Source organism: Paractinoplanes atraurantiacus (genome assembly GCF_900215205.1).
GTDB lineage: Bacteria > Actinomycetota > Actinomycetes > Mycobacteriales > Micromonosporaceae > Actinoplanes > Actinoplanes atraurantiacus.
Genome location: NZ_OBDY01000034.1, coordinates 94,086 through 118,495, shown reverse-complemented (window position 1 = coordinate 118,495; position 24,410 = coordinate 94,086). Strand labels below are relative to the sequence as shown.

The 24,410-nt window shown below is 71.4% G+C and carries 19 protein-coding genes; 5 read left to right on the top strand and 14 right to left on the bottom strand.

The window, feature by feature from the left end; translation table 11 throughout:
• Positions 1-110: 110 nt before the first annotated feature.
• Positions 111-4,115, top strand: a complete 4,005-nt coding sequence (locus CRP55_RS44645) for a tetratricopeptide repeat protein (protein ID WP_143235376.1) — start codon at positions 111-113, stop codon at positions 4,113-4,115.
• Here the strand turns inward: CRP55_RS44645 and CRP55_RS44640 are convergent, their stop codons facing one another.
• Positions 4,116-5,570 carry a Dyp-type peroxidase gene (locus CRP55_RS44640; RefSeq protein WP_097328159.1) on the bottom strand — a complete coding sequence of 485 codons (1,455 nt, stop codon included), beginning with the start codon at positions 5,568-5,570 and terminating at the stop codon, positions 4,116-4,118. It lies immediately after the preceding gene.
• A 159-nt stretch (positions 5,571-5,729) separates the two neighbouring features.
• Here CRP55_RS44640 and CRP55_RS44635 point away from each other — a divergent pair, with 159 nt between their 5' ends.
• Together CRP55_RS44635 and CRP55_RS44630 are read left to right on the top strand one after the other, a co-directional pair.
• Positions 5,730-8,501, top strand: coding sequence for a S8 family serine peptidase (locus tag CRP55_RS44635; RefSeq protein ID WP_097328158.1), 2,772 nt, complete (start codon positions 5,730-5,732; stop codon positions 8,499-8,501).
• Between the two features lie 158 nt (positions 8,502-8,659).
• Positions 8,660-11,452 (top strand): S8 family serine peptidase, encoded by a 2,793-nt coding sequence (locus tag CRP55_RS44630; protein ID WP_143235373.1) that lies wholly within the window; start codon positions 8,660-8,662, stop codon positions 11,450-11,452.
• On the opposite strand, the gene CRP55_RS44625 is transcribed toward CRP55_RS44630, so the two are convergent.
• Complete coding sequence (locus CRP55_RS44625) at positions 11,449-12,000, bottom strand: hypothetical protein (RefSeq protein WP_097328156.1); 552 nt, start codon at positions 11,998-12,000, stop codon at positions 11,449-11,451. The two genes, CRP55_RS44630 and CRP55_RS44625, sit on opposite strands and share 4 nt — an antisense overlap.
• Positions 12,001-12,120: 120 nt before the next feature.
• On the opposite strand from CRP55_RS44625, the gene CRP55_RS44620 reads away from it, so the two are divergent.
• Positions 12,121-13,101 (top strand): glycoside hydrolase family 18 protein, encoded by a 981-nt coding sequence (locus CRP55_RS44620; RefSeq protein ID WP_245923754.1) that lies wholly within the window; start codon positions 12,121-12,123, stop codon positions 13,099-13,101.
• Here CRP55_RS44620 and CRP55_RS44615 read toward each other — a convergent pair.
• A complete protein-coding gene (locus CRP55_RS44615) occupies positions 13,098-13,949 on the bottom strand; it encodes a serine hydrolase (RefSeq protein WP_342751616.1) in 852 nt (283 codons plus the stop codon). The genes CRP55_RS44620 and CRP55_RS44615 overlap by 4 nt on opposite strands.
• Before the next feature lie 103 nt (positions 13,950-14,052).
• Positions 14,053-14,979 (bottom strand): acyl-CoA dehydrogenase family protein, encoded by a 927-nt coding sequence (locus tag CRP55_RS44610; RefSeq protein WP_097328154.1) that lies wholly within the window; start codon positions 14,977-14,979, stop codon positions 14,053-14,055.
• 22 nt (positions 14,980-15,001) lie between these two features.
• Here CRP55_RS44610 and CRP55_RS44605 point away from each other — a divergent pair, with 22 nt between their 5' ends.
• A complete protein-coding gene (locus CRP55_RS44605; protein WP_097328153.1) occupies positions 15,002-15,481 on the top strand; it encodes a pyridoxamine 5'-phosphate oxidase family protein in 480 nt (159 codons plus the stop codon).
• A 1-nt stretch (position 15,482) separates the two neighbouring features.
• Here CRP55_RS44605 and CRP55_RS44600 read toward each other — a convergent pair whose 3' ends face one another.
• The 10 genes from CRP55_RS44600 to CRP55_RS44555 form a co-directional block, all read right to left on the bottom strand.
• Positions 15,483-15,977, bottom strand: a complete 495-nt coding sequence (locus CRP55_RS44600) for a flavin reductase family protein (RefSeq protein ID WP_097328152.1) — start codon at positions 15,975-15,977, stop codon at positions 15,483-15,485.
• Positions 15,970-16,452, bottom strand: a complete 483-nt coding sequence (locus CRP55_RS44595; RefSeq protein WP_097328151.1) for an NADPH-dependent FMN reductase — start codon at positions 16,450-16,452, stop codon at positions 15,970-15,972. The genes CRP55_RS44600 and CRP55_RS44595 overlap by 8 nt, the downstream gene beginning before the upstream one ends.
• Positions 16,453-16,558: 106 nt before the next feature.
• Positions 16,559-17,344, bottom strand: coding sequence for a riboflavin kinase (locus tag CRP55_RS44590; RefSeq protein ID WP_218854996.1), 786 nt, complete (start codon positions 17,342-17,344; stop codon positions 16,559-16,561).
• Complete coding sequence (locus tag CRP55_RS44585) at positions 17,341-18,666, bottom strand: MFS transporter (RefSeq protein ID WP_097328149.1); 1,326 nt, start codon at positions 18,664-18,666, stop codon at positions 17,341-17,343. Before CRP55_RS44585 ends, CRP55_RS44590 begins: the two co-directional genes overlap by 4 nt.
• A complete protein-coding gene (locus tag CRP55_RS44580) occupies positions 18,666-20,000 on the bottom strand; it encodes an NtaA/DmoA family FMN-dependent monooxygenase (RefSeq protein WP_097328172.1) in 1,335 nt (444 codons plus the stop codon). The genes CRP55_RS44585 and CRP55_RS44580 overlap by 1 nt, the downstream gene beginning before the upstream one ends.
• Positions 19,997-20,605 carry a cysteine hydrolase family protein gene (locus CRP55_RS44575; RefSeq protein ID WP_097328148.1) on the bottom strand — a complete coding sequence of 203 codons (609 nt, stop codon included), beginning with the start codon at positions 20,603-20,605 and terminating at the stop codon, positions 19,997-19,999. Before CRP55_RS44575 ends, CRP55_RS44580 begins: the two co-directional genes overlap by 4 nt.
• Positions 20,602-21,630 (bottom strand): LLM class flavin-dependent oxidoreductase, encoded by a 1,029-nt coding sequence (locus tag CRP55_RS44570; RefSeq protein WP_245923753.1) that lies wholly within the window; start codon positions 21,628-21,630, stop codon positions 20,602-20,604. Before CRP55_RS44570 ends, CRP55_RS44575 begins: the two co-directional genes overlap by 4 nt.
• Before the next feature lie 41 nt (positions 21,631-21,671).
• Positions 21,672-22,754, bottom strand: a complete 1,083-nt coding sequence (locus CRP55_RS44565; RefSeq protein ID WP_097328146.1) for an ABC transporter substrate-binding protein — start codon at positions 22,752-22,754, stop codon at positions 21,672-21,674.
• 29 nt (positions 22,755-22,783) lie between these two features.
• Entirely contained in the window at positions 22,784-23,599 is an 816-nt protein-coding gene (locus CRP55_RS44560; RefSeq protein WP_097328145.1) for an ABC transporter permease, read from the bottom strand.
• The gene (locus CRP55_RS44555) at positions 23,596-24,387 is read right to left on the bottom strand and encodes an ABC transporter ATP-binding protein (protein ID WP_097328144.1); all 792 of its coding nucleotides are present in this window, start codon (positions 24,385-24,387) and stop codon (positions 23,596-23,598) included. Before CRP55_RS44555 ends, CRP55_RS44560 begins: the two co-directional genes overlap by 4 nt.
• Between the last annotated feature and the right edge of the window lie 23 nt (positions 24,388-24,410).

The window sequence follows — 24,410 nt, the reverse complement described above, 5'->3', positions numbered from 1 at the left end:
GGTGACGAAAAGGACATTGACGAAAATGTCGAAATAGACGAAATTGGCGAGGTTGACGGCACGAACACTCCAAGAACGAGCCGAGCGAACCCGACAGTAGGATCCGAAGGGTGGCGGCACAAGGCGTGACCGAGGAGCCCCCGGTTACCCCCACGTCACAGATCGTGAGCGAACTGGCCGCGACCTGGCGTTCCTACCTGCCCGACTACGCCCTCCGGCTCCACGTGGCGACCGAGAGTGTCAGCAATCCGCCAGTCACCCAGCGTGCCCAGGCGGTCGTCCTGTTCGCCGATGTCGTCGGCTTCACCGCGATGACGGAGAGTTTCGCCGGTTCCGGCGCCTACGGCACCGAGCAGCTCACCCGCATCATCAACCGCTGGTTCGAGCTGACCGCCGACACCATCGCCCGCTCCGGCGGCAGCGTGGTCGACTTCGCCGGCGACGCCCTCGTCGGCGCCTTCCTGCACACGCCCGGCGACGCCGCCGAGGTCGCCCGCCGGGCCATCGAGTGCGCCGAGCTGATCCGCGCCGCCACCGCCTCGGTGGCGCCCGTGGGCACCCCGGACGGCCCGCGCTCGCTGACCATCCGCATCGGACTGGCCGGCGGGCCGCTGCAGGTGATGCTGGTCGGCGATCCCGCGATCCGGCTCCAGCACCTGATCGCCGGTCCCGCGCTCGACTCCGCGATCGACGCGCTGCACCGGGCCGGCCAAGGCGAGATCGTCGCCGACGAGGCGCTGCGCCGGGCGGCCGGGCGGGCCGTCGACCGCCCCGCCGACGACAGCGCATCCCGGCCGATGCTGGCCGGCGCCGAGCTCGAGCGGCTGCTGAAGCCCTTCCTGCACCCGGCGATCCGGCAGCGGCTGCGCTCGGGCCGCCACGAGCTGGTCAACGAGCATCGCAAGGTCACCACGGCCTTCGTCCGGCTGCCCGACCTGTCGGCCGACGACCCCGGCACGGTCCAGGCGCTGCAGGACTACCTGGCGGCCGGGGTCGCCGTCATCGACCAGTACGGCGGGCACCTGCGCCACCTGATGGCCGACGACAAGGGCACCGTGCTGGTCGCCGTCTTCGGCACCCCGGTCAGCCACGAGGACGACGAGGAACGCGCGCTGCGCTGCTGTCTGGAGCTGCTGGCGCTGCCCGGCGGCCCGTACCGGGGCGGGGTGAGCACCGGGCCGGTCTACTGCGGCGAGGTCGGCTCCGACGTGCGCCGGGAGTACGCGGTGGTGGGCGACGCGGTCAACCTGGCCGCCCGCCTCATGCAGGCGGCGCCGGCCCGCCGTCTGCTGATCGACCAGGCCACGTACGAGCGGACCCGCGACATCCTCATCGCCGACGGCCCCCGGTTCGTGACCGCCAAGGGCAAGGCCGAGCCGGTGCCGGCCTGGACCGTCGTCGAGGTGTACGAGGCGCCGGCCCCGCTGCCGTCGCCCGGCCCCGGCCCGGTGGTCGGCCGGACGCGGGAGCTGGCCCTGCTCGACCGTGTGGTCCGCGACGTGCACGGCGGCCAGGGCCGGGTGGTGTGGCTGCACGGCGAGGCCGGCATCGGCAAGTCCCGGCTGGCCGCCGAGACGTGCCGGCTCACCGGCGAGCTCGGCTTCACCGGCTACGGCGACAGCTGCCGCTCGCACGGCACCAGCGCCAGCTATCTGGTCTGGCGCTCGATCTGGCGCGAGCTGCTCGAGGTCGCCCCGGAACTGCCGATCGACGAGCAACGCCGGCTGCTCACCGAGCGCAGCGCCCGCTACGACGGCAGCGGGCAGCGGGCACCGCTGCTGGCCGCGGTCATCAACCTGCCGATGGACGACACCGAGCTGACCGCCCAGCTCGACGCGGCCGGCCGCGACCATCTGCTGCGCTCGACGCTGCTGGCCTGCCTGTTCGACCGGGCCACGGCCGAGCCGCTGATCCTGTTGCTGGAGGACTGTCACTGGATCGACCCGGCCTCGCTGACGCTGCTCGACCTCATCTCGCGGCACATCGCCGACGTGCCGGTGCTGATCCTGGCCACCTCGCGCGAGCCGCTGCCGGGCCGGCTGGCCGGGCGCGAGCAGGTGCTGGACCTGCACCTGGCCTCGATGACCGACGACGACGCCGACCGGCTCACCGTGCTGCGGCTGCGGGAGCGCTACGGGCCGGGCACGCTCATCGCGCCCGGCCTGGTCCGCAGCCTGCGCGAGCAGACCGGCGGCAACGCCTTCTACATCGAGGAGCTGGTCAGCTACCTGCACCTCAACGACGTCGACCCGGGCGATCCGGGCGCGCTGGCCGAGCTGCACCCGCCGGGCAGCCTGCAACGGCTCGTGATGGCCCGCATCGACCAGCTCACCGACGCCGAGAAAGCGGCCATCAAGGTGGCCAGCGTGATCGGGCGGCGGTTCCGTCCACCGTGGATCCACTCGGTCTACCCGGCGGCCGGCACCCGGCGCCAGGTCACCAACAGCCTGCGGCGGCTGCACCACCTCGACCTGACCCCGCAGGTCGAGCCCGAACCCGAGCCGGAGTACGAGTTCAAGCACCCGATCACCCAGGAGACGGCCTACCAGAGCATCACGTACGACACCCGGGCCACCCTGCACGAGCGGGTTGGCCTGTTCATCGAGTCGGCCTTCCCCGACCGTCTCCCCCAGTACGTGGACGTGCTGGCGCACCACTACGCGCGCACCGGCCGCGTCGACAAGCAACGGTTCTGGTACCGGGCGGCCGGCGACCGGGCCAAGGCCATCTTCGCCAACGAGGCGGCCACGTATTACTACGGCCGCCTGCTGCCGCTGCTGCCCCGGGCCGAGCAGGCCGAGCTGCACATCGAGATCGGCGCCGTGCACCAGCACACCGGCGAGTGGGCCGAGGCCGAGGACCACTACCGGCGGGCGATGCTGGTCGCCGGGGCCACCGGCCGGGCCGACATCGTCGCGGCGGGCCAGCGCCAGCTCGGCGACCTGCTGATGTACACCCACTCGTACGCCGAGTCGGTGACCTGGCTGGAACGGGCGATCACCGGCTTCGAGAAGCTCGGCGACGAGGCCGGCCTGTCCCGCACGATGGACCGGATGACCTTCGCCCTCTACCGCCAGGGCGCCTATCCGGAGGCGCTGGCCATGGCCGAGCGCCACCTCGCGCTGGCCACCCGGCGGGCGGACCTCTCGGCGATGAGCGCCGCGCTCGGCCACGTCGGCCTCGTCCACCTCAACAGCGGCCGCCTCGAGGAGGCGCTCGATCACCTGCGCCGCTCGCTCACCCAGGCCGATCTGGCCGGCGACCGGCACCGCATTCTGCACACGGCCGGCAACCTCGGCTGGGCGTCGCTGCGCGCCCGCGACCACGCCCAGGCCATCGCGTCCTACCGGCAGGCGATGGAGGTGGCCCGCGAGATCGGGGCGCGGCACGAGGCCAACGTCATCGTCGGGAACGTGGGCGAGATCTACCGCGAGGAGGGCGACTACGCCCGGGCCCGCCGGTGCGCGATGCGCTCGCTGCGGGTGGCGGTCGAGTTGCGCGACGCCTCCAGCGTGGCCGACCAGGTCGCCGGACTGGGCTCGATCGCCGCCGCCGAGGGCCGCCCGGGCGAGGCGCAGCGGCTGCTGGAACGGGCCATCGAGATGGCCCGCGAGCTGGACGCGCCGTACTTCCTCTGCGACTGGCTGCACCGGCTGGCCCGCCTGCACCTGGCCGAGGACCGCCCGGCGGTGGCCGAGCGGCTCAACAGCGAGGCGCTGCGGGTGGCCCAGGAGCACGGCGAGCAGGACACGCTGGTGAGCGCCTTCATCATGTCGGTGCGCCTGCGGGCCGCCGCCGGTGAGATCGACGCCGCCCGCGCGGCCGAGACGCTGCGCGAGGCGGCCGCCGACTGGACCGAGCCGCACGAGCGGGCCGCCGTGCTGGACGCGGTCTGGCAGGCCGATCCCGAGGACGTCGAAGCCCGCGACACGGCCGCCGAGATCTACCGCACGCTGTACCGGCGGGCGCCCAGCGTCGACTACCGCGAGGCGTACCGCCGGCTCACCGGCACCCTGCTGCCGCCCGGCCCGATCCTGCCCGAGCTGCCGGACTGGATCGCGGCCGACGAGGGCGCCGACCTCGAGACGTTGCTGCGCCAGGCCGAGCGGGCCTGATCACCCGATCGGCGCCTCCCCCGCGAGCTGCCTGAGCGCGGGCAGGGTGGGCGCGAAGGCGTACACACAACCGGTCGTCGTCACGAACCCACCGAACGCCTGGCGCGGAATGCGGTCGACGACGTCCTGCGGCAGGCGCTCGCGAGCCTGCTTCTCGCTGAGACCCACGACGGGGTCGAGGCCGTCGATCCGGTCCTTGTCGGCGAGGCTCCGGCCGTACGCGTTGAGGGCGCTGGTCGGGAATCTGGGCTCGTTCGCCCAGTGGCGCAGGAGGAACTCGAACTGGTCCTCGATGCTGGCCACGTAGGCGTTGAAGAGGATGCCGCGCTCCCGGTCGTCGGGCCGCTCCCGGTCGAACGCCGGGCCGAACGTGATGCCCCGGCGCAGCATCTTGTGCCCGCGGTCGCGGAACACGTCGTCCTCGCGCGGGTTCATCTTGCGGATGTGCGCGTAGAGCGGGGTGTGCCGGCCCGACTCGTCATCGCCGTACGTAAATTTGTTCTGGTTCTCGGGTGTGGCGCCCGGCTCGAGCGAGGCGCCGTCGAGAGACCGGCCCAGCGCCTTGGCCGCGGCCGAGTCGGCCTCGGCGCCGCTGCCGCCCATCCGGCGCCACCAGCCGGCCGCGTCCTGGTTCATCCGGCGGAACACCTGGAAGGAGCCGCCGCGCATCCAGGAGGCCGGCGTCGGCCGCGGCGCCCAGTTCTGCGGGCGGCGCTCACCCGGATAGCCCAGGACGAACTCGCCGGGCGCGATGACCGTGCCGCTCTGCTCGGGGTCGCTGAAGCCGCGCACGCCGGGCTGCGAGATGCCGTCGGCGAACCCGAAGTGCTCCACCCGCCGGTTGCCCTCGTTGCGGCGCACCTCGCCCTGCTCGGACCACAGGACGGCGAGGCCGGCGTCCTCGGCCAGCCGGCGCTCGTCGCGCAGCGCGTCGCGGATCGTCCCGGCGTCGTCGGCGGCCAGCGTGAGCAGGGCGTCGACCGGAGCGCCGGCGGGCTTGCCGACGACCCAGTTCGCGGGATCGCTGTCGCCGGTGTCGCCGAGCAGGGCCGGCGCCGTCGTGAGCCGCCCGTCGGCGTCGAGGCGGGTGCCGAGCGGCCCGCGCCAGAACGCGTCGAACGGCGCCAGGTCGGACGCCACCTCCTGGTGCAGCAGGGTCAGGCCGGTGGCGGTCAGCCCGACGTTGAGCAGCACGGCCGTCTGCTTGAGGCGCCGGCCGCGGCGGGCCCGCCCCTGGCCCTGGTCGTCGCCGTCCAGCGCCCGCTCGACGTCGTCGGTGCTCGCCACCCGCGCGGCGGCCTCGCGCAGCCAGGCGCGGGCCGCGGACCGGTCGCTGCGGAAGGACAGGGTCACAAAGGCCTGGTACCGGCCGCCGAAGGGCAGCAGGATGTTGCCCTGGATCTTCGGTGCATCGGTAAGGATCGCCACGGTCGTCCCCTCCTGAAAGATCTGCACACCGGAGGATGCCGCAGATGATCGCCGTTTCCGCCGTGGTGTCCTAAATCTGCCAGCGGCCTCCCGGCCCCGATCATCCGTTCGGCCGAGGTGAGGTCCGCCTTTTTCCGGTGGAGTGCGGGCGCGGGACGACCGATTCACCACCCCGTGGCCTACCGAATGAAGACTGCAGCCGCCGCGGCCCTCGCGACCGCCTCGCTGACCGCCGTCACCGCCGCGCCGGCTCTCGCCGCGCCCGCCGGCCCGACCCCGTCCTCGCTGGTAGTCGGACTGCGCAGCGACAGCGCCGCGGCCTCCACCGTGAGCGCGCTGGACGCCGACCCGGACGTCAGCGTGCTGAGCAGCACCGCGCGCCCGTCGCTGGACGCGGTCACCGTCACCGTCCCGGCCGGCGACAGCGCCGACGCGATCGCCGCGCTGCGGGCCGACCCGAACGTCACCTACGTCGAGCCGAAGGTGCAGACGTCGATCGTCAGCACGGCCGCGCCGAACGACACGTACTACGCGCAGCAGTGGGGCCTCGGCAAGATCAAGGCACCGGCCGCGTGGGCGCGCACGACCGGCGGCGGCGTCGTGGTGGCGGTCGTCGACACCGGCGTCACCACCACCAACGAACTCAGCGGCCGGGTGCTGGCCGGATACGACTTCGTCAACAACGACGCCGACCCGTCCGACGACAACGGCCACGGCACCCGGTCGGCCTCGGTCATCGCGGCCAAGGGCGACAACGGGGCCGGCCTGGCCGGTGTCTGCTGGGACTGCAAGATCCTGCCGGTGAAGGTGATGGGCTCGGACGGCACGGGCTCCTCCGACGTCGTCGCCCAGGGCATCGTCTACGCGGTCGACCACGGCGCCGCCGTCATCAACCTCTCGCTGGGCTCGGACACCGAGACCCAGGTGCTGGCGGACGCGGTCAAGTACGCCACCGACCACAACGTCGTCGTGGTCGCCTCGGCCGGCAACGACGGCGTGACGAGCCGCTTCTACCCGGCCGCCTACACCGAGGCGATCGCCGTGGCCGGCTCCGACGCGGCCGACGGCCGCTACAGCTGGTCCAACTACAACAGCGCGGACGACCCCTGGGTCGACCTGACCGCGCCCGGCGCCAACTACGCGCAGGGCCCGACCTTCGCCTACGGCTGGTTCGTGGGCACCAGCTCGGCCGGACCGGTCGTCGCCGGCGTCGCCGCGCTGGCCCGCGCGGCCAAGCCGGCCGCCACCGCCGCCCAGATCCGGGCCGCGCTCGAGAGCCAGGCCGACCCGGTCGGCTCCTGGGTCGCCAAGGGCCGCGTCGACGCCGAGGGCACCCTGCAGAAGCTGGTCACCGGCGCCTCGGCCGCGCCGTCGACCTCGTTCAGCATCACCACCCCGGCCGCCGGCACGATCCCGGTCGCCCTCAACGACCCGTCCGACGACACCATCAAGATGGAGGTGCTGGTCGCCGACAAGGCCGTCGCCTCGACCGAGGAGTCGCCCTGGTCGATCGACTGGGACACCACCGGCCTCAACGGCACCAAGGCCGTCAAGGTGCGCGTCACCGACAGCGCCGGCAACGTGGCCACCTCGGCCGCCCGCTCGATCTCGTTCGACAACACCGGCCCGGCCCTGAAGTGGACCGCCCCGGTCGCCACCGCCGCCCTGCGCGGCACCACCACCATCACCGCGACCGCCACCGACAGCAGCGGGGTCGCGACCGTCGAGCTGCTCGCCGACGACGAGCTCATCGCCGAGGACCTGACGTCGCCGTACGCCGTGACGGTCGACACGACCACGCTGAACGCCAGCCAGGCGCTGACCCTGCGGGCCGTCGACAAGCTCGGCAACATCACCGACATCGCCCGCACCGTCACCGTCGACAACGAGGCGCCGACCGTCGACCTGACGCTGCCGGACGCCCTGCGCGGCAGCGTCAAGCTCACCCCGGACGTCGCCGACAACGTGGCCGTCAAGCTGGTCAAGGCGGTCATCACCGACAGCACCGGCAAGGCCGTCACCACGCTGAGCGCCACCAAGGCGCCCTGGACGCTGGCCTGGAACACCGGCAAGCTCAGCGGCGAGTACGAGATCGCGGTGACCGCCACCGACACCACCGGCAACAGCACCACCGGCACCTTCACGGCCAACGTCGACAACGCGGCGCCGTCCGCGGCGGCCACCGTACCGGCCATGATCGCCGGCCCGGTCACGGTGGAGCTGAGCGCGCCGTCCGACGACACCGCGAAGATGGAGCTGCTGGTCAACAACCGGGTCACCGAGACCGTCGAGTCGGCCCCGTGGTCGATCGAGTGGACGCCGGCCGCCGCCGGGTCGTACACCCTCGTGGTGCGCACCACCGACGCCGCCGGCAACGTCGCCTCCACCACCCGCAAGGTCACGGTCGACACGGCCGGCCCGCGGATCACCTGGTCGGCCCCGGCCGCCACGACGCTGCTGCGCGGCACCGCCACCGTGACCACGGCCGTCACCGACCCGGCCGGGGTGGCCAAGGTCGAGCTGCTGGCCGACGGCGAGGTCGTCGGCGAGGACACCACCGCCCCGTACGCCATCGCCGTCGACACCACCTCGCTGGCGGCGAGCCAGGAGCTCGAGCTGCGGGCCACCGACAAGCTGGGCAACGTCGCGACCCTGACCCGCACCTACACGGTCGACAACGAGGCGCCGACGGCCGACCTCACCCTGGCCGGCCCGCTGAGCGGCACCGCGAAGCTCACCCCGGAGATCGCCGACAACGTCGGGGTCAAGCAGGTCAAGGCGGTCGTCACCGACAGCACCGGCAAGACGATCACCACGGTCACCTCGACCAGGAGCCCGTGGACGATCTCCTGGAGCACCGGCAAGCTCCGCGGCGAGTACACGATCACGCTGACCGTGACCGACAAGGCCGGCAACACCGGCACCTGGACGGGCACGGCCGAGGTCACCAACGGCTGACACCCGCACCGCACCACAGCGCCGCCCGGGATGCTCTCATCCCGGGCGGCGCTCGTTCGTTCGGCCGATGCGCCGCCATCCGTTCCGCGGCGCGGTCCGGCCGATTTGTGCACGCGTACGGCCGCCGCCCGCCGATCGACAACTCCGTGGCCCACCGAATGAAGACTGCAGCCGCCGCGGCCCTCGCGACCGCCTCGCTGACCGCCGTCACCGCCGCGCCGGCTCTCGCCGCGCCCGCCGGCCCGAGCCCGTCCTCGCTGGTAGTCGGACTGCGCAGCGACAGCGCGGCCGCCACAACCGTGAAGGCTCTCGACGCCGACCCCGGCGTCGAGGTCCTGAGCAGCTCCACCACGCCCGCCCTGGACAGCCTGACCGTGACGGTCCCGGCCGGTGACCGCGCCGACGCGATCGCGGCGCTGCGCGACGACCCGAACGTCACCTACGTCGAGCCGAAGGCCGTCGCCTCGGTCGTCTCGACCGCCGCCCCGAACGACCCCAGCTACGCGTCCCAGTGGGGCCTCGCCAAGATCAAGGCGTCCGGCGCCTGGGCCTACACGACCGGCGACGACGTCGTGGTCGCGGTCGTCGACACCGGCGTCAGCGCGATCAGCGAGCTGTCCGGGCGGCTGCTGCCCGGCTACGACTTCGTCAACAACGACTCCAGCCCGGTCGACGACAACGGGCACGGCACGAAGGCCGCCTCGGTCATCGCGGCCAAGGGCGACAACGCCACCGGCATCGCCGGCGTCTGCTGGGACTGCAAGATCCTGCCGGTCAAGGCGATGGGCGCCGACGGCCGGGGCACGACCGACGTCATCGCCAAGGGCATCGTCTACGCCGTCGACCACAACGCCGACGTCATCAACCTCTCGCTCGGCACCGCCACCGACACCCAGGTGGTGCGCGACGCCGTCGCGTACGCCGCCTCGAAGGACGTCGTCGTCATCGCCTCGGCGGGCAACGACGGCGTGACCAGCCCGTTCTACCCGGCCGCGGTGCCGGCCGCGATCGCCGTGGCCGGCTCGGACACCAGCGACCTGCGCTACAGCTGGTCGAACTACAACGGCGCGGACAACCCGTGGGTCGACGTGGCCGCGCCGGGCCAGAACTACGCGCAGGGCACCGACAACAAGTACTACTGGTACGCCGGCACCAGCTCGGCCGGACCGGTCGTGGCCGGCGTGGCCGCGCTCGCCCGCGCGGCCAAGCCGTCGGCCACGGCCGAGCAGATCCGGGCCGCCGTCGAGGGCACCACCGACTCGGTCGGCTCCTGGGTGGCCCACGGCCGCGTCAACGCCGAGAACGCGCTGAAGGCCATCACCGGCGGCGTCGTGCCCACCCCGGCCGTCAAGGACAGCACTCCCCCGTCGGCCGCCTTCAGCGTGGCCACGACCGCCGGTGGCGCCGTCCCGGTCGCCCTCACCGACCCGTCGGACGACACGGCCCGCATGGAGCTGTTCGTCGCCGACAAGCTCGTCGCCACCGCGACGTCGGCGCCGTGGAGCATCGACTGGGACACCACCGGCCTCACCGGCAAGAAGGCCGTGAAGGTCCGGGTCACCGACACCTCCGGCAACGCGACCACCGCCCCCAGCGTCACCGTCACCGTCGACAACATGGGCCCGGCCCTCAAATGGGTCACCCCGGCCGCCAAGGGCAGCCTGCGCGGCACCGTCGCGGTGACCGCGACCGCGGCCGACCCCAGCGGCGTCACCTCGGTCGACGTGCTGGCCGGCGGCCAGGTCATCGGCAGCGACGACACCGCCCCGTACCGTATCGACGTCGACACCACCGCTCTGACCAGCGGCGAGACCGTGACACTGCGCGCCACCGACGCGCTGGGCAACGAGAGCGCCATCGCCCGCGCCCTCACCCTGGACAACTCCGCGCCGACCGTCGAGGTCTCGGTGCCGGGCATCCTCAAGGGCGCCGCGGTGATCACCCCGACCGTCGGCGACGACGTCGCGGTCAAGCAGGTCAAGGGTGTCGTCACCGACGACAACGGCAAGGTGCTGGCCACCCTGGTCACCAACAAGGCCCCGTGGGCGCTGGCCTGGGCCACCGGCAAGCTCGCCGGGGTCTACCACCTCCACGTGACGGCGTTCGACACCACCGGCAACACCACGACCGTCTCGACGACGATCGAGGTCGACAACGCGGCCCCGTCGGCCGCCGCCGACGTGCCCGCCGCGACCGGCGGCCCCATCACGATCGAGCTGAGCAACCCGTCGGACGACACCGCGAAGATGGAGCTGCTCCTCAACGGCAAGGTGATCCAGACGATCGAGTCGGCGCCGTGGTCGATCGAGTGGACGCCGGCGCTCTCCACGACGTACGCCGTCGGCGTGCGCACCACCGACGCCATGGGCAACTCGGCGACCACCACCCGCAAGGTCGTGACCGACCTGGTGGGGCCGCGGATCGCCTGGCCGACCCCGATCGCGTCGTCCCCGCTGCGCGGCACGGTGACGGCGAACATGACCGCCACCGACCCCTCCGGGGTGGCGTCGGTCGAGCTGCTCGCCGGCGACCAGGTCATCGGCGAGGACACCACCGGCCCGTACGCCATCGAGGTCGACACCACCACGCTGCCCGACACCCAGGTGCTGACCGTGCGGGCGACCGACAAGCTGGGCAACGTCAGCACGCTGAGCCGCACGTTCACGGTCGACAACGAGGCGCCGGTCATCGACATCGCCCTGCCGGCCACGGTGATCGGCCTGGCCAAGCTGACGCCCACGGTCACCGACAACGCCGGGCTCAAGCAGGTCAAGCTGGTCGTCAGCCAGAACGGCAAGGTCCTCAACACGGTGATGGCGACCAAGGCCCCGTGGACCCTGCTCTGGAACGCCACCACCCTCAACGGCAGCTACACCCTGACGGCGACCGCCACCGACAAGGCCGGCAACACGGCCACCTGGTCCGGCGAGGCCACCGTCACCAAACGCTAACCATCAGCAGTGACGCGGCCCGGGAGGTTCTCCCGGGCCGCGTTCTTTCTCCGGATCAGAACCCCGGCTCCCACCGGTACGGCCACGAGCGCCATCAGAGGCAGGCGGTCAGCCGGATAGAACGAGAGCGTGACGAGCAGCGCCATGCTCGCGAAGGCCCACGCCGACACGGCCACCGGCCGCCGGACCGCGATCACCACCAGGACGAGCACCTGCAACGCCAGGATCGCCGGGTGCCACGAGAAGGGCGTACGGCCGTGGGCCTGAACGAAGAGCCCGGTGACCACGGCCGTGAGAAAGGCGCACCGCCAGGCCAGCAGCGGCCGGGTGACGACCAGCGGAAGCGGCGCCGCCAGCGCGATCCCACCGGCCACGCAGAGAGGGAGCGGAAGCCCCGACTTGAGGTCGAGGTAGGTCGCGCCGCCGTGTGCGAGACAGGCCGCGCCGAGCGCGGCCAGCACCCACAGCAGCACCGGGGTGCCGAACCGTGGCGGGTCGGCCCCGATGAGGAGTGTCCGTCCGCCGCTGAGAAACCGTCGAAACGTCATGGCACGGACGCTAGGGACACGAACCCGCCGAGTCGTGATACCGAAGGGTGACCTTCGCCGTCATACCGGAGTACGTCGATTCGCGGATCCCGTCGACGGCCTGGATGAAACAGTGTGGTGGTGCGCTTTCTCGCCATCGTCTGCGGCCTGCTGCTCGCGGCCGGGTGCGCGGACAGCAACGGCGAAGCCACCTCGCCCACACCCAGCGTGTCGGTGACCGGCAACCACCGGGTGTCGCCGTATCTGGACATCGAGAGCGGGACGGCCGACGTCACCGCGATCGCCGAGGCGACCGGGCAGGCCGACTACACGGTGGCCTTCGCGGTGGCGAACAGCGCCGGGGAGTGCACGGCCACCTGGGGCGGGTCGACCGCGCTGGACGACGAAGAGGTCAAGGCCGACCTCGACGCGATCGGCGAGCTGGGCGGGCAGATCACCGTGGCCACGGGCGGGGCGGACGGGACCTACCTCGAGGCCGTGTGCACCGCGACGGAGCTCGCCACCGCGTACGAGAAAGCCCTGGACGCCGCCGGCAGCAACCGGCTCGACGTCGACATCCTGATCGGCGACGGCCAGAAGTTCAGCGCCGGCACGGTGGCCACGGCGCTGGAGGCGGTGCAGGCCGCGCGCGACACCGTCGTCTCCGTCACCGTGCCGGTCGCCGAGGACGGCGGCGGGCTCACCGACGACGCCACCGAGCTGCTGAGGAGCGTGAAGAGCGCCGGGCTGGACGTCACGGTCAACGTGATGACGATGAACTTCGAGGGGTCCGGCGACTGGGGCACGGCCATGACGAAGGCGGCCGAGGCGGTCCGCGACGACGTGGCGGCGATCTGGCCCGGCGTCAGCGACGCCGACCTGTACGAGATGCTCGGCGTCACCCCGATGATCGGGGTGAACGACAGCGGCGCCACCACGACGGTCGCGAACGCGCGGACCCTGCTCGACTACGCCGAGGAGAAGAAGCTGGGCTTCGTCCGCTTCTGGTCGGTCGACCGCGACAACGACGGCTGCGCCGACGGCACGGTCAGCAGCTCGTGCAGCGGCATCGCGCAGAGCGACTACGCGTTCACTTCGCTGTTCGCCGGCTTCCGGTCTTAATACTTCAGGTACTGCCGGGTCAGCTTGGCGACCTTCTCCACGAGCGCGATGCCATCCTCGTACGTCTGATTGTTGTGGGAGAGCACGGCGACCGAGACGTCGGTCTTGCGGTCGGCGGAGGTGATGCGTCCGATCGAGTTGACCGCCCACAGGCCGTTGTCGGCGTCGCGCGTGTCCCAGCCGTTCTTGACGGTGGCGGTCTCGCCCGCCTTGGCCGCGGCCGGCACACCCCAGTCCTGGTCGTCCTGGACGCTGGTCATCAGCGAGAAGGCGTACTGCCGGGACGGAACCGACAGCGGGCTCTTCGGGTTGACGAACTCGGCCAGCAGGCGCACCTGGTCGTCGGCGGTCGTGCGGGTGAGGCCCCAGGCGCTGTTCACGGCCGTCTGGGTCAGGCCCAGGCGCTTGTTGCAGGCGGTCAGGCCCTGAACCTTGCCCAGGTCGCCGAAGAGCTCGGTGGTGGCGTCGTTGTCGCTGTTGCGGATCGACCGGGCGGTCAGCTGCCGCTGGCCGGTCGTGAGCTTGCGGTCGTCGTCCTGGGCCTGCAACAGGGTGCAGGCGAGGATGGACGCCTTGACGACGCTGGCGGTGTCGAATTTCTCGGTGCCCTTGAACTCGAACCGCTCCCCCGTCTTGCGGTCGAGGACCGCGACGGAGAACTCGGGCACGGTCGGTGCGAGCTTGGTGAGCGCCGCGGTGAGCTGCTGGCGGCGCTGAGCGCGCAGGGCGATCGCCGGATCGACTGTGGTACGGGTCGGTGACGGTCCGCCTGAGGTCGACGACCCTCCGGAGTCGTCGCTGCCCTGGAGGCCCTGAACGATCAGCGCGCCGCCTCCGACTGCCACCACCGCTGCGACGATCAACGAGACTAGTTGGATTCGTTGCACCCGAGCATGGTGCCGTACACGGTCAAAAATGGCGAGACCGTGAGGGATTGTTCAAAGCGAGCAACTATTCACCCGCCGTCTGCGTACTCCCGAGCTGAGCCTCCCGCACGGCCGTCGTCTGCGCCTGAACGAGCAGAAAGAGGGCCGACCGCGCGTGCAGCTGCGCCGTGTCGTCCAGCGCCAGCCCTCGCCCGGCCCGCACGACCACGAGAGCCCGGGTCAGTGTCGACAGCACCTCGCCGATCTCCACCCGCACCCGCAGCCGTTCGGCGACCTCGCCACCGGCGTAAGCTCTCTGGCGCAATCGCTCGACCCTGGGCGCCCACGTCTCGGCGACCTGCCGCGCCGCCGGCTCGGCGGCCAGCTCCCGCAGCACGGTCCGGGCCAGTCCGAAGTGGTGCGGCTTGGCGTCGGCCGTTCCGGCCGCGTCGGCCCGCAGCCACTCGTCCAGCGGCGTCACGTCAAGGACCGATTCGGCTCGTACGCGGTCGAGCCGCACCCGCGCGGTCCGGCTGCCGCCGGCGGCGGCCAGCGCCAAAGGCGTGCCGGTCAGCCCCGGCCCGACGGGCACGAGTCCGGTCACCACGGTGCGGTCGCCGGTCACCCCGGCCACCACCAGCGCCTCGTTGAGGCCCCACCCGCTGACCCAGCTCACCGTGCCGTCGAAGACCCACCCGTCGCCGTCGCGTTCGGCCGTGACATGACCGCAGGGAAGGCGCCGCACGTCGCTGACGGCCACGCCGAGCAGAATGTCGCTGCGAGGCACCAGCTTCACCACGCGTGCGTGCTGCGCCCACACCAGCCAGGTGTTGAGGCAGGCTCCGGCCAGGATCTCGTGCACCCTCCGCTCGTCGTCCCCGCCCAGGGGCTCGAGAAGGCCGAGGGCGCGAAGGTCACGCACGGTCTTTTCCGGTACGCCGTCACGGTCTGTTTTCAGGGCCGCGGGCCGCAGGACCCGCTCCGCGTACTCCTCCACCCGCGCCAGCAGCATCGTTGAACCGTATCCTCAGACGATGTCGCTGGCGGAGCACGCGCGGGAACTCCTCGAGTCGAACCTGTATCTGACGCTGAGCACCGTCGACACCGACGGGCGGCCGTGGGCCTCGCCCGTCTATTTCGCGCCCGTCAGCGAGCGCGAGGTCCTCTGGTGCTCCGAGGCGAGCGCGCGGCACTCGGTCAATCTGACCGGCCGACCGGGAGTGAGCTTCACCGTCTTCGACTCCACAGTGGAGCCGTACCACGGGCGCGCCGTCTATGCCGACGCCGAAGCCGCCGAGGTCTCCCCCGGCGACGTCGGCGAGGCGCTCGCGCGCTATCCGAGGCGCGACGGCCACGACGTCACGATGCTGGACCGTGACGACGTGACCGCCCCGTCGGAATACCGGCTCTACCGGGCCTCCGTGACCGCCCTGTGGGTTCTCTGCCCGCGGGAGCCGCGCACCCCCTGCGAGGTGCACGGCCTGGCCAAGGACCACCGGGCCCGCGTCTTCTGACTCACGCGGCCGGCCGGTGCAGGCGCTCGTAGGCGCCGTTGAAGTACAGCAGCGGGTGCCGGTCCGGGTCGCTCTCCAGCGCCACCACCCGGCCGATCGTCAGGTAGTGGTCGCCGGTCTCGTGCTCCTGCTCCAGCGTGCAGTCGATGGAGGCCAGGACCCCCTGAAGGATCGGGCTTCCGGTGCTGCCGGGCCGCCAGGCGACACCCCGCCACTTGTCGGTTCCCGTACGGGCGAACTGGTTGCACAACTGCTCCTGCCCGGCCTCCAGGATGTTCACGCAGAACGCGCCCGCGCCCCGGATCAGCGGATAGGACGCCGAGGTCCGCGACGGGGAGAACGCGATGAGCGGCGGGTCCAGCGACAGGCTGAAGAACGACTGGCAGGTCATGCCGACCGGCGCACCGTCGACGACGGCGGTGACCACGGTGATGCCGGAGGCGAAGCCGCCCAGCACGCGGCGGAACTCGCGGCTCGCGATGGCGGTGTCAGTCACGGCCCACCAGCCCCACGTTCGCCTTGCCCCACTCCTCGACGATGTCGGTGAGCGAGTCCATCCGGGACATCACCATGTAGAGACCCCGGGTGGGTACGCTCGCGCCCAGCTCCACCAGCAAAGGGCGCAGATACGCCTCCACGGCCAGGGCGTGGTCGGGCGCCGCGCCGGTCATCACCGGGACGGCTGTCACGCCGGCCAGGCCGTTCGATCCGTACCGGTCGAGGAAAGCCTTGAGCAGACCGGTGTAGGTGGCCTTGTAGGTCGGCGAGGCGACGATCAACAGGTCGGATCCGGCGACCCGGGCGGTGAGCTCGTCGATCCCGGGCTCGGGCCAGGTGAAGAGGCGGCCGGCGTGGTCGGCGAGGTCGACCACCAGGCGGTCGTCGCCGCCGAACAGGCCGGCCACCGCTTCGGCGGTCACCCTCGTACGGGAAAGAGGTTTGGGGTTGCCCACGAGAACAGTGATTTTCATGGCGGAGGCGTACTCCTTTACTAGCTTGGAACATCAGCCACCGCGGAGCAGTCCGGAATGGTCGCCAGGCACAGAGGGATGAGACCGGCCGTCTGCGGATTCTCTCTTACTTGCCGACGACGGTTTGCAGCTTGCCGTCGCCGGTGTACAGCAGGACCTCGATGCCGAGGTCGCGGGCGGCCCGGGTGGTCCAGCCGGACGGGCTGAAGACCTGGGCCACGGTCTCGCTGACGCACAGCAGGATGCGGCTCTCGGGGAACATCGACGATCGCAGCCAGGTCAGCTTGAACATGTCGGCCATCACCTTGTTGCGGTGAAGGGAACGGAACGTCCCCTGGTTGCCGACCATCTGCACGAGCAGGCCGCAATTCTCGTCGGCGCCCTCGATCTCGAGCCGGGTGCCGTCGCCCAGGTTGATCGACCGGGGCCGCAGGTCGACGCCGAGCTCGTCGCTGAGGGCGAGCAGCATCGCACGCTCGATGCTGTCCGGCCCGAACCGGCGCCAGCCCCGCTCCTCGGCGTCCTCACCCATGGTCAACAGCCTACGGGCGGCGCGTTCGTCCGAGGCCATCGCCTCGACAAGCGCCTCGGCCGAATCGAACCGCTCCTGCTCCCGGATGAGCGTCACGAGCCGCACCTCGGCCCTCCTTCCGTACATGTCCTCGTCCCGGTCCAGGACGTACGCCTCGACGGTCCGCACCTCACCGCCGAAGGTGGGATTGGCGCCGATCGAGACCAGCGCCGGCGCGGCCGGGCCGCCGTCGAGCGCGAACATGCCCAGATAGACGCCGTCCCCGGGCAGCCCCGCCGGATCCTCGACGGCCAGGTTGGCCGTCGGGAAACCGAGAGGACGGCCACGACCGGCCCCGTGCACCACCTCACCGCGGATCACGGCGCACCCACCAGGGCCGGGGCGGCGATCGCGGCCTGGGACGACCGGTGACGCAGCAGGGCCGTCACCAATCCGGCCGCGGCGAGCAGGAACAGAGCGGCCAGCACCGCGCAGGCCGCCTCGAAGCCGGCGAACCCGGCCACCGCGAAGACCGCGAGCGGCCCGATCGCGGCGCCGATGTCACCGGCGGTGCGGGTCAGGCCGATGACGCCGCCGGCCGCCGAGGCGGGGTAGGCGTCGCCGGTGATGACGCCGGGGAGCACGCCGATGACGCTCGTGGCCAGGGAGTAGGCCACGATGGCCACGGCGAACCCGGCCGGCACGTGCAGCAGGGGCAGGCAGAGCATGGCCACGGCGCCGGCGATACCGGCCGGAACGAGCAGGGCGATGCGGGCGCCGCGGTCGACCCAGCGCGCGATCAGGGGCATCGCGGCCAGGCTGGCCACCGTACCGGCGGCGGTGGCCAGGCCCAGCGTGAAGGGCTTGAGGCCACCACTGTCGTACGCGAGGACGGGCACCAGGCCCTGCTCGCCGGCGAACCGGACGAAGAAGGTGGCGAACGCCTCGGCGCAGAGGGCCAGGAGGAGCCAGCTGCGCTTTAGCACGGGTTGCGGGCGCGTCCGGCGTTTTCCCCAGAGGCGGGTTGTCCACAGCCGCCCGACCTGATCATGCGCTTTTCCGGGATACTGACCGACGGGGGCTCCCCCTGGGAGGGCGGGCTCCGTGGGTGGGGGCGTTCTCGATGCGGCGGTCGACGACCAGTAATGCGACGCCGGCCGCGCCGCGTCCCACAGCAGCACCCCCAGCACCGGCACAGCCGCCACCGCGAACGTCCAAGCCGGCCCGACCACCCCCACGACCGCCCCGCCCAGCAACGCCCCCGCCCCGGCCGTGCTCATCTGCACCACCGTGGCCGTGGCCATCACCGCCCCTCGGCGCCCGGCCGGCGCCCCCGCCACCAGCAGGGCGAACCCCACCGTGACGGCGGCACCGCCGAGCACCCCCGCGACCAGCCGGAAGCCGATCAGCACACCCGCCGACGTGGCCAGCCCGGTCAGCGCCGTGACCAGCGCCAGCCCCACCAGCACCACCCGCAGGTAGGTCCGCGCCGGGAACCGGCGCAGCGCCAGCCCGGCCGGGATGTTGGCCAGGATCCGCCCCACGGCGAAGGCGGCCACGAGCGGTCCGAGCAGCCCGACCGCGATCCCGTAGGAATCCAGGTAGACCGGCAGCACCGGCACCGTGACACCCCACGTCATCTGGGCCGTCCCGATCAGCGCGCACATCAGCACGGTCTGCTGCGGCAAGGGAGTCGCGCTCATCAGATCGCGAGGTTCTCGCGGAGGGTGCGGCCCTGGTAGCGCGGCGCCAAAGCTCCCCGCCGCCGCAGCTCCGGTGCCAGCAGCTCGGCCAGGTCGGCCAGCCCTGAGGGCATCGCCAGCGGGCTCGACAGCATGTAGCCGCCGCGGGCGCCGGTGGCCGCGAAGTTCTCCTCGAGGGCGTCGGCGACCGTGCCCGGGTCGCCCAGCACGGTGTGGTCCATGCCGGTGGCGCTGCGCCAGCCGTGCTCGAAGAACTCCGTACGGCTCATCTCGTAGTCCTCGCCGTGCTCGGCCAGCAGCGTGCCGATCAGGCCGCCCGGTGTCGCCTGCGCCTCGGCCGCCTGCCGCTTCAGCTCGCCGAGGGGGAACGACGAAGGCAGTTTCGAGAAGTCGACGCCGGCGTTGTGGGAGAGGAACGCGCCGACCGCCTCCTCGCTCCAGAACGTCAGCACCTCGTCGCGCCGGGCCCGGGCCTCGTCCATGGTCCGCCCCACGATGACCTGGGTGGCCCACAGGATGCCGACCGACGACGGGTCGCGGCCCTGCTCTTTCAGGGCCTCGTCGAGCATCGTCCGGTGCCGCTGCTGCGACGGCAGGCTGCCGCCGAAGCCGAAGACCAGGTCGGCGAAGCGGGCCGACGCCGCGATGCCGCGCGGCGAGTTGCCGGCCTGCACCAGCATCGGCGCGATCTGCGGGCTGGGCACGCTCGGCAGCGGGCCCCGCACGTCGAAGAACTTGCCGTGGTGGTGGATGGCCCGCACCTGGGCCGGGTCGGCGAAGCGGCCGGTCTCCCGGTCCCGGACGATGGCGCCGGCGCCGACCGACTGCCAGAGCGCCTGGCAGACGTCGATGAACTCCTCCATCCGCTCGTAGCGCATGTCGTGGGCCATCAGCTGGTCGAAGCCGTAGTTGGCGGCGTCGGCGCTGCGGGTGGAGGCGACCACGTTGAAGGCGATCCGCCCGCCGGTGACGTGGTCGAGCGAGTTGAGCAGCCGGGCCACGTAGAACGGGTGCATGAAGGTCGACGAGTAGGTCAGCCCGAAGCCGATGTGCGACGTGACGGTCGACATGGCCGCGATGATCGGGCTCATGTCGTGCCGCGGCCACTGGACGCCCCATTCGACGGCGGCGTCGATGGAGCCGCGCCACGTGTCGGGGATGCCGGTGCCGTCGCCGAAGAACAGCATGCCGATGCCGGCCCGTTCGGCGACCTGGGCGAGCTCCATGTACATCCGCGGGTCCGGGAAGTCGCGCCCGACCCACGAGCCGCGCCGGGCCCAGCGGCCCTCGGTGTGCGAGAACGACAGATCGAAGGCGAGGTGCATGCCGCTCATGCCGTCACCCACAGGTCCGCGAGCTCGTCGCTGTCGGTGAGCACGGCGGCGTTCAGCGCCAGGGAGGCCAGAGCAGATTCATGGAGTTCTTTGTCGTACGCGGCGACGCCGTTCACCGGGAGCAGGACGGGCCAGTCGAGCTGGAACGCGTCGGTGGCGGTGGCCGCCACGCAGCATTCGGTGGTGAGCCCGCAGACCGCGACCCATTCGATGCCCGCCGCGCGCAGCTGAGATTCAAGACTCGTACCGAGGAAGCCGCTGTAGCCGCGCTTCACGACCCGGATCTCGCCTTCCGCGGGCTCGGTGCCGTACCACTCCGCGCCCGAAGTGCCGAGAACGCAAGGTTCTTCCGGGCCGTACGGGGCTTCGGGGTCACCGGCGCGCAGCCATTGGCTCGCGTGCCACGGGTGGCGGGGGTCGCTGCCCAGCTCGACCCAGGCCACTGTGACACCGGCGGTGCGCGCGACCTGTACGAGTTTGCCGATGGCAGCAACCGCATCAGCGACGACAGGGGAATCGGCGAACGACCGCTGCACGTCGACGACGATGAGTGCCGGCTTGCGGCCGCGCAGGGCCGCCAGCTGTGCCGTACGAAGCTCGCTCATGACTTGCCTCGCAGGGCGGGCAGCACGGCCTCGCCGAACGGCAGCATGTCCGCGTGGTAGTCCGGGAAGATGAGCATGAGGCCGTCGAGCTCGGCCTCGGCCGTGATCTGCTCGATGTGCTCGATGACCTTCTGGGGGCCACCGGTGACGTACGGCGTCTGGAAGGCCTCCGATCCCGTCGCCCCGTCGGCCCAGGCCCGTGCCGTGTCGGCCGGGATGCCCCACGAGGTGCGCATGCCGATCAGCGCCTCCTTGTCGAGCCCTTCGCCGTAACGGGCCGCCTTCGCCTCCGCTTTCGCGTCGGTCTCGTCGAGGACGACCGTCAGCATCGAGTACGTCTTGACCTCGCGCCCGTGCGAGGCGCCCTTGTCGTGGACGTAGCGCGAGAACTCGCGCATCTGGTCGAGGTTGTCGGCGCTCAGGAACGCGCCGTCGGCGTACTTGGCCTGGAAGTCGCGGCCCGCCGCCGAACGGCCCGCGCTGATGATGGTCGGCCGCGCCGCCGGGTGCGGGCGCGACTCGCAGGCGTCGAGCGTGAAGAAGTCGCTCTTCATCGTCACGACGTCCTCGGTCCACAGCCGGCCGACCGCCTGCGTCCACTCCTCGGTCATCCGGTAGCGGTCGGCGTGCGACAGCTCGGCGTCCCAGAGCCCCATCTGCTGGAACTCGTCGGCGTAGCTGCCATTGACGATGTTCATGCCGGCCCGCCCGCCGGAGACGTCCTGGAGCGTGGTGAACATCTTGGCCGCGACCGCCGGGTGGTGGATGTTCGCGTGCATGGTGGCCCAGATCTTCACCGTCGACGTGGCCTCGGCCAGGGCCGACATCATCGTCATCGACTCGAGCGTCTGGCCCCAGTGGTCGGTGGTGCCGCCGAATCCCTTCCACTTGGCCATCGACATGATGAAGTCGAGGCCGATCTGCTCGGCTTCCACCGCCACCCGCCGGTTGTAGGCGTAGGTGGCCTCCGGGTGCGGAGCCGTTTCGGAGATCATCCAGCCGCCGTTGCCGATCGGCAGGAACACGCCATATTCCTTGCTAGCCATAACTGTTTCCTGTTCTCGAATTACGGCGCGGGCCAGATCAGCTTGTCACCCTGGTAGATCGCGGAGACGTACGAAGTGTCGAATTCGCTCGTCGCCTGTTCGGGCGTGATCGAGGTCTTCGTGTACGTGTTCAGCATCTCGGCCAGGGCGGTGACGTTCTTCGTGTCGATCGCCCCGAGCGCGGTGCCGGACGTCAGGCTGTCCCGCACGACCTTGTCCTCGGTCTGCCAGACGGCGAGGTTCTGCTTCTCGTCGTATCCGGCGCCGGTCAGCTCGGCCGCCGCCTTCACGCATTCCCCGGCGTTGTCCTCGCAGTATTCGAAGGCGTGCAGGCCGGCCCGGAGGAAGTCCTGCACGGCCTCCGGGTTCTTCGCGGCGAAGTCGGGGTTCACGGCCATCGCGCCGAGCGAGCCGGGCACCTTGTAGTCGTACGGCCGCCAGACCGTCACCGGCGTGCCGGCCGCCTTGAGCTGGTTGGGCTCGTTGGAGATGAAGCCGGTCAGCGACTTGACCTGGCCGCGGGTCAGCACGGACGGGTCGTAGCCGACGGTCACCTGCTTGACCGAGCCGAAGTCGGCGCCCGCCTGCACGAGCATCGCCTGCACGCCGATCGGCATGGCGCCCTTCTGGCCCAGCGTCGTGCCGTCGAGCTGCTTGAGGTCGGTGACGTCGGTCTTGGTCATCAGGACCTCGAGACCCACGTTGGAGTACGAGGAGATGCCCGTGACCTTGATGCCGTTGGCGTTGGCCGAGAGCACGTCCTGCTGGCTCACCGGGCTGAACGTGACCTTGCCGCTGGCCAGGAGCTTGGTGTTCTGGCTGGTGTCGCCGGTGCCGGGCTGCATGGTGACGTCGAGGCAGACCGCGTCGAAGTAGCCCAGCTTCTTGGCCGCGGCGTACTCCAGGATCGAGGCCGACGCCTGCCACTGGTAGCCCGACAGGTAGGTGACCTTCCCGGCCGCCTTGTTCTTGGCGCAGCGGTCGGCCGAGATGGCCGTGCCGGCCGCGGCGGCCGGGGCCGTGTCGTCATCGCCTCCACACGCGGAGACGGTTATCAACAAGGCCGCGGCGGAAAAAGCCGCAAAAAGGGTGCGAGTACGCATGAGTTATCTCCGTCAGAGAGTGCGGTGACTTATTTGGCGCCGGCGCGGGTCTCGTGCCAGTGCAGGAGACGGCGCTCCAGCAGCGTCACGACCAGCAGCAGCAGGGAGCCGAGCACGGCCAGGATCGCGATCGACGCGTAGACGGCGGCCAGCCGGTTCATGGACGAGGCGAGGCTGATCGCCGTACCCAGGCCCTTGGACGAGCCCGCGGCCGACAGCTCCGCGACCACCGCGCCCACCACCGAGAGCGGGAAGACGATCCGCAGCGCCGCGAACAGGTACGGCAGCGAGCTGGGAACCCGGATGTACCAGAGCGTCTCGAGCCGCGAGGCGTGCATGGTCTGGTAGACCTGCAACACCGGCAGCGGCACCGCCCGCAGGCCCATCGACATGTTGATGAGCACCGGGAAGAAGCAGATCAGCCCGGTGACGATGAGCTTGGGCGCCGCGCCGAAGCCGAAGGCCACCACCAGCGCCGGCGCGATCGCCACCAGCGGGGTCACGTTGAGGATGACCGCCACCGGCATGATGGCCCGCCGGGCCAGCGTGAACTCGCTGACCACCACCGCCAGCACGAACGCCACCGCGGTGCCGATCGCGAGGCCGCCGAGCGCCTCCCGCAGGGTCACCAGCGCGTTCTCGAGGTAGTAGCCGGCGTCCTGGGCCAGGGTCTGCCCGATGTCGCCGAGCGGCGGCAGCAGGTACGGCATGGAGCCGGCGCCCCACTGCCACAGCGCACCGAGCACGGCCAGCATGAGCACCAGCGGCAGCCATTTCGCCGGATGCAGAAAGGCGAAAGTTCGTTTACTTGTGGCGCGCGGCTTCGCCACGAGAGCGAGGGTCATGACGCGATCGCATTCGCATAGTGGAACGCTCCGCGCAGCCGGTCCCGCACGAGGTCCTCGTACGCATGGAACTCAGGGGTTTTCAGCAGGGCCTGACCGCGCGGCCGGGGCAGGTCGATGTCGATGACGTCGGTGATCCGGCCGGGCCGGGGCGCCATCACGACGATGCGGTCGGAGAGCCGCACGGCCTCGCTGACCGAGTGCGTGATGAACAGGACGGTGGCCTTGAGCTCGTCCCACAGGTCCAGCAGTTGCTCCTGGAGGGCCTCGCGGGTGAACTCGTCGAGCGCCGAGAACGGCTCGTCCATGAGCAGCACGTCCGGGTGCAGGCCGAAGGCGCGCACGATCGCCGCCCGCTGCTGCATGCCGCCGGAGATCTGCGACGGCAGCTTGTGCATGACGTCGCCCAGCCCGGCCTTGCTCAGCAGGTCGACCATGTCGGCCGTGGTGCGGCCCTTCCTGCGATTGACCTTCTTCGGCAGCGACACGTTCTTGAGGACGGACAGCCACGGCAGCAGCGCCGGGGTCTGCGGCACCAAGCCGAGCATCTTGTCGGCGGCGGCCCTTTCGGGCGTCAGGCCGCCGACCGTGATCTGACCGGCGTCCGGCGTCTCCAGCCCGGCCACGGCCCGCAGCAGCGTCGACTTGCCGCAGCCGCTGGGCCCGATGACGCTGACGAAGGTGCCGGTCTCCACGGTGAGATCGACGTCGTCGAGGGCGGTCAGCGAGCCGCCGGCGCCGATCTCGTAGACCCGGCGCACTCCGGTGACGCGGATCTCTCCGCTCATGCGGAATTTCCGAACATAGCGGT

What these genes read in the sequence shown, in the direction of transcription:
- CRP55_RS44580 (WP_097328172.1), bottom strand. Translation starts at nt 20,000, where the DNA reads ATGAGCGGCATGCACCTCGCCTTCGATCTGTCGTTCTCGCACACCGAG.
- CRP55_RS44635 (WP_097328158.1), top strand. Translation starts at nt 5,730, where the DNA reads ATGAAGACTGCAGCCGCCGCGGCCCTCGCGACCGCCTCGCTGACCGCC.
- CRP55_RS44610 (WP_097328154.1), bottom strand. Translation starts at nt 14,979, where the DNA reads ATGCTGCTGGCGCGGGTGGAGGAGTACGCGGAGCGGGTCCTGCGGCCC.
- CRP55_RS44565 (WP_097328146.1), bottom strand. Translation starts at nt 22,754, where the DNA reads ATGCGTACTCGCACCCTTTTTGCGGCTTTTTCCGCCGCGGCCTTGTTG.
- CRP55_RS44595 (WP_097328151.1), bottom strand. Translation starts at nt 16,452, where the DNA reads ATGAAAATCACTGTTCTCGTGGGCAACCCCAAACCTCTTTCCCGTACG.
- CRP55_RS44555 (WP_097328144.1), bottom strand. Translation starts at nt 24,387, where the DNA reads ATGAGCGGAGAGATCCGCGTCACCGGAGTGCGCCGGGTCTACGAGATC.
- CRP55_RS44560 (WP_097328145.1), bottom strand. Translation starts at nt 23,599, where the DNA reads ATGACCCTCGCTCTCGTGGCGAAGCCGCGCGCCACAAGTAAACGAACT.
- CRP55_RS44585 (WP_097328149.1), bottom strand. Translation starts at nt 18,666, where the DNA reads ATGAGCGCGACTCCCTTGCCGCAGCAGACCGTGCTGATGTGCGCGCTG.
- CRP55_RS44575 (WP_097328148.1), bottom strand. Translation starts at nt 20,605, where the DNA reads ATGAGCGAGCTTCGTACGGCACAGCTGGCGGCCCTGCGCGGCCGCAAG.
- CRP55_RS44625 (WP_097328156.1), bottom strand. Translation starts at nt 12,000, where the DNA reads ATGACGTTTCGACGGTTTCTCAGCGGCGGACGGACACTCCTCATCGGG.
- CRP55_RS44630 (WP_143235373.1), top strand. Translation starts at nt 8,660, where the DNA reads ATGAAGACTGCAGCCGCCGCGGCCCTCGCGACCGCCTCGCTGACCGCC.
- CRP55_RS44605 (WP_097328153.1), top strand. Translation starts at nt 15,002, where the DNA reads ATGTCGCTGGCGGAGCACGCGCGGGAACTCCTCGAGTCGAACCTGTAT.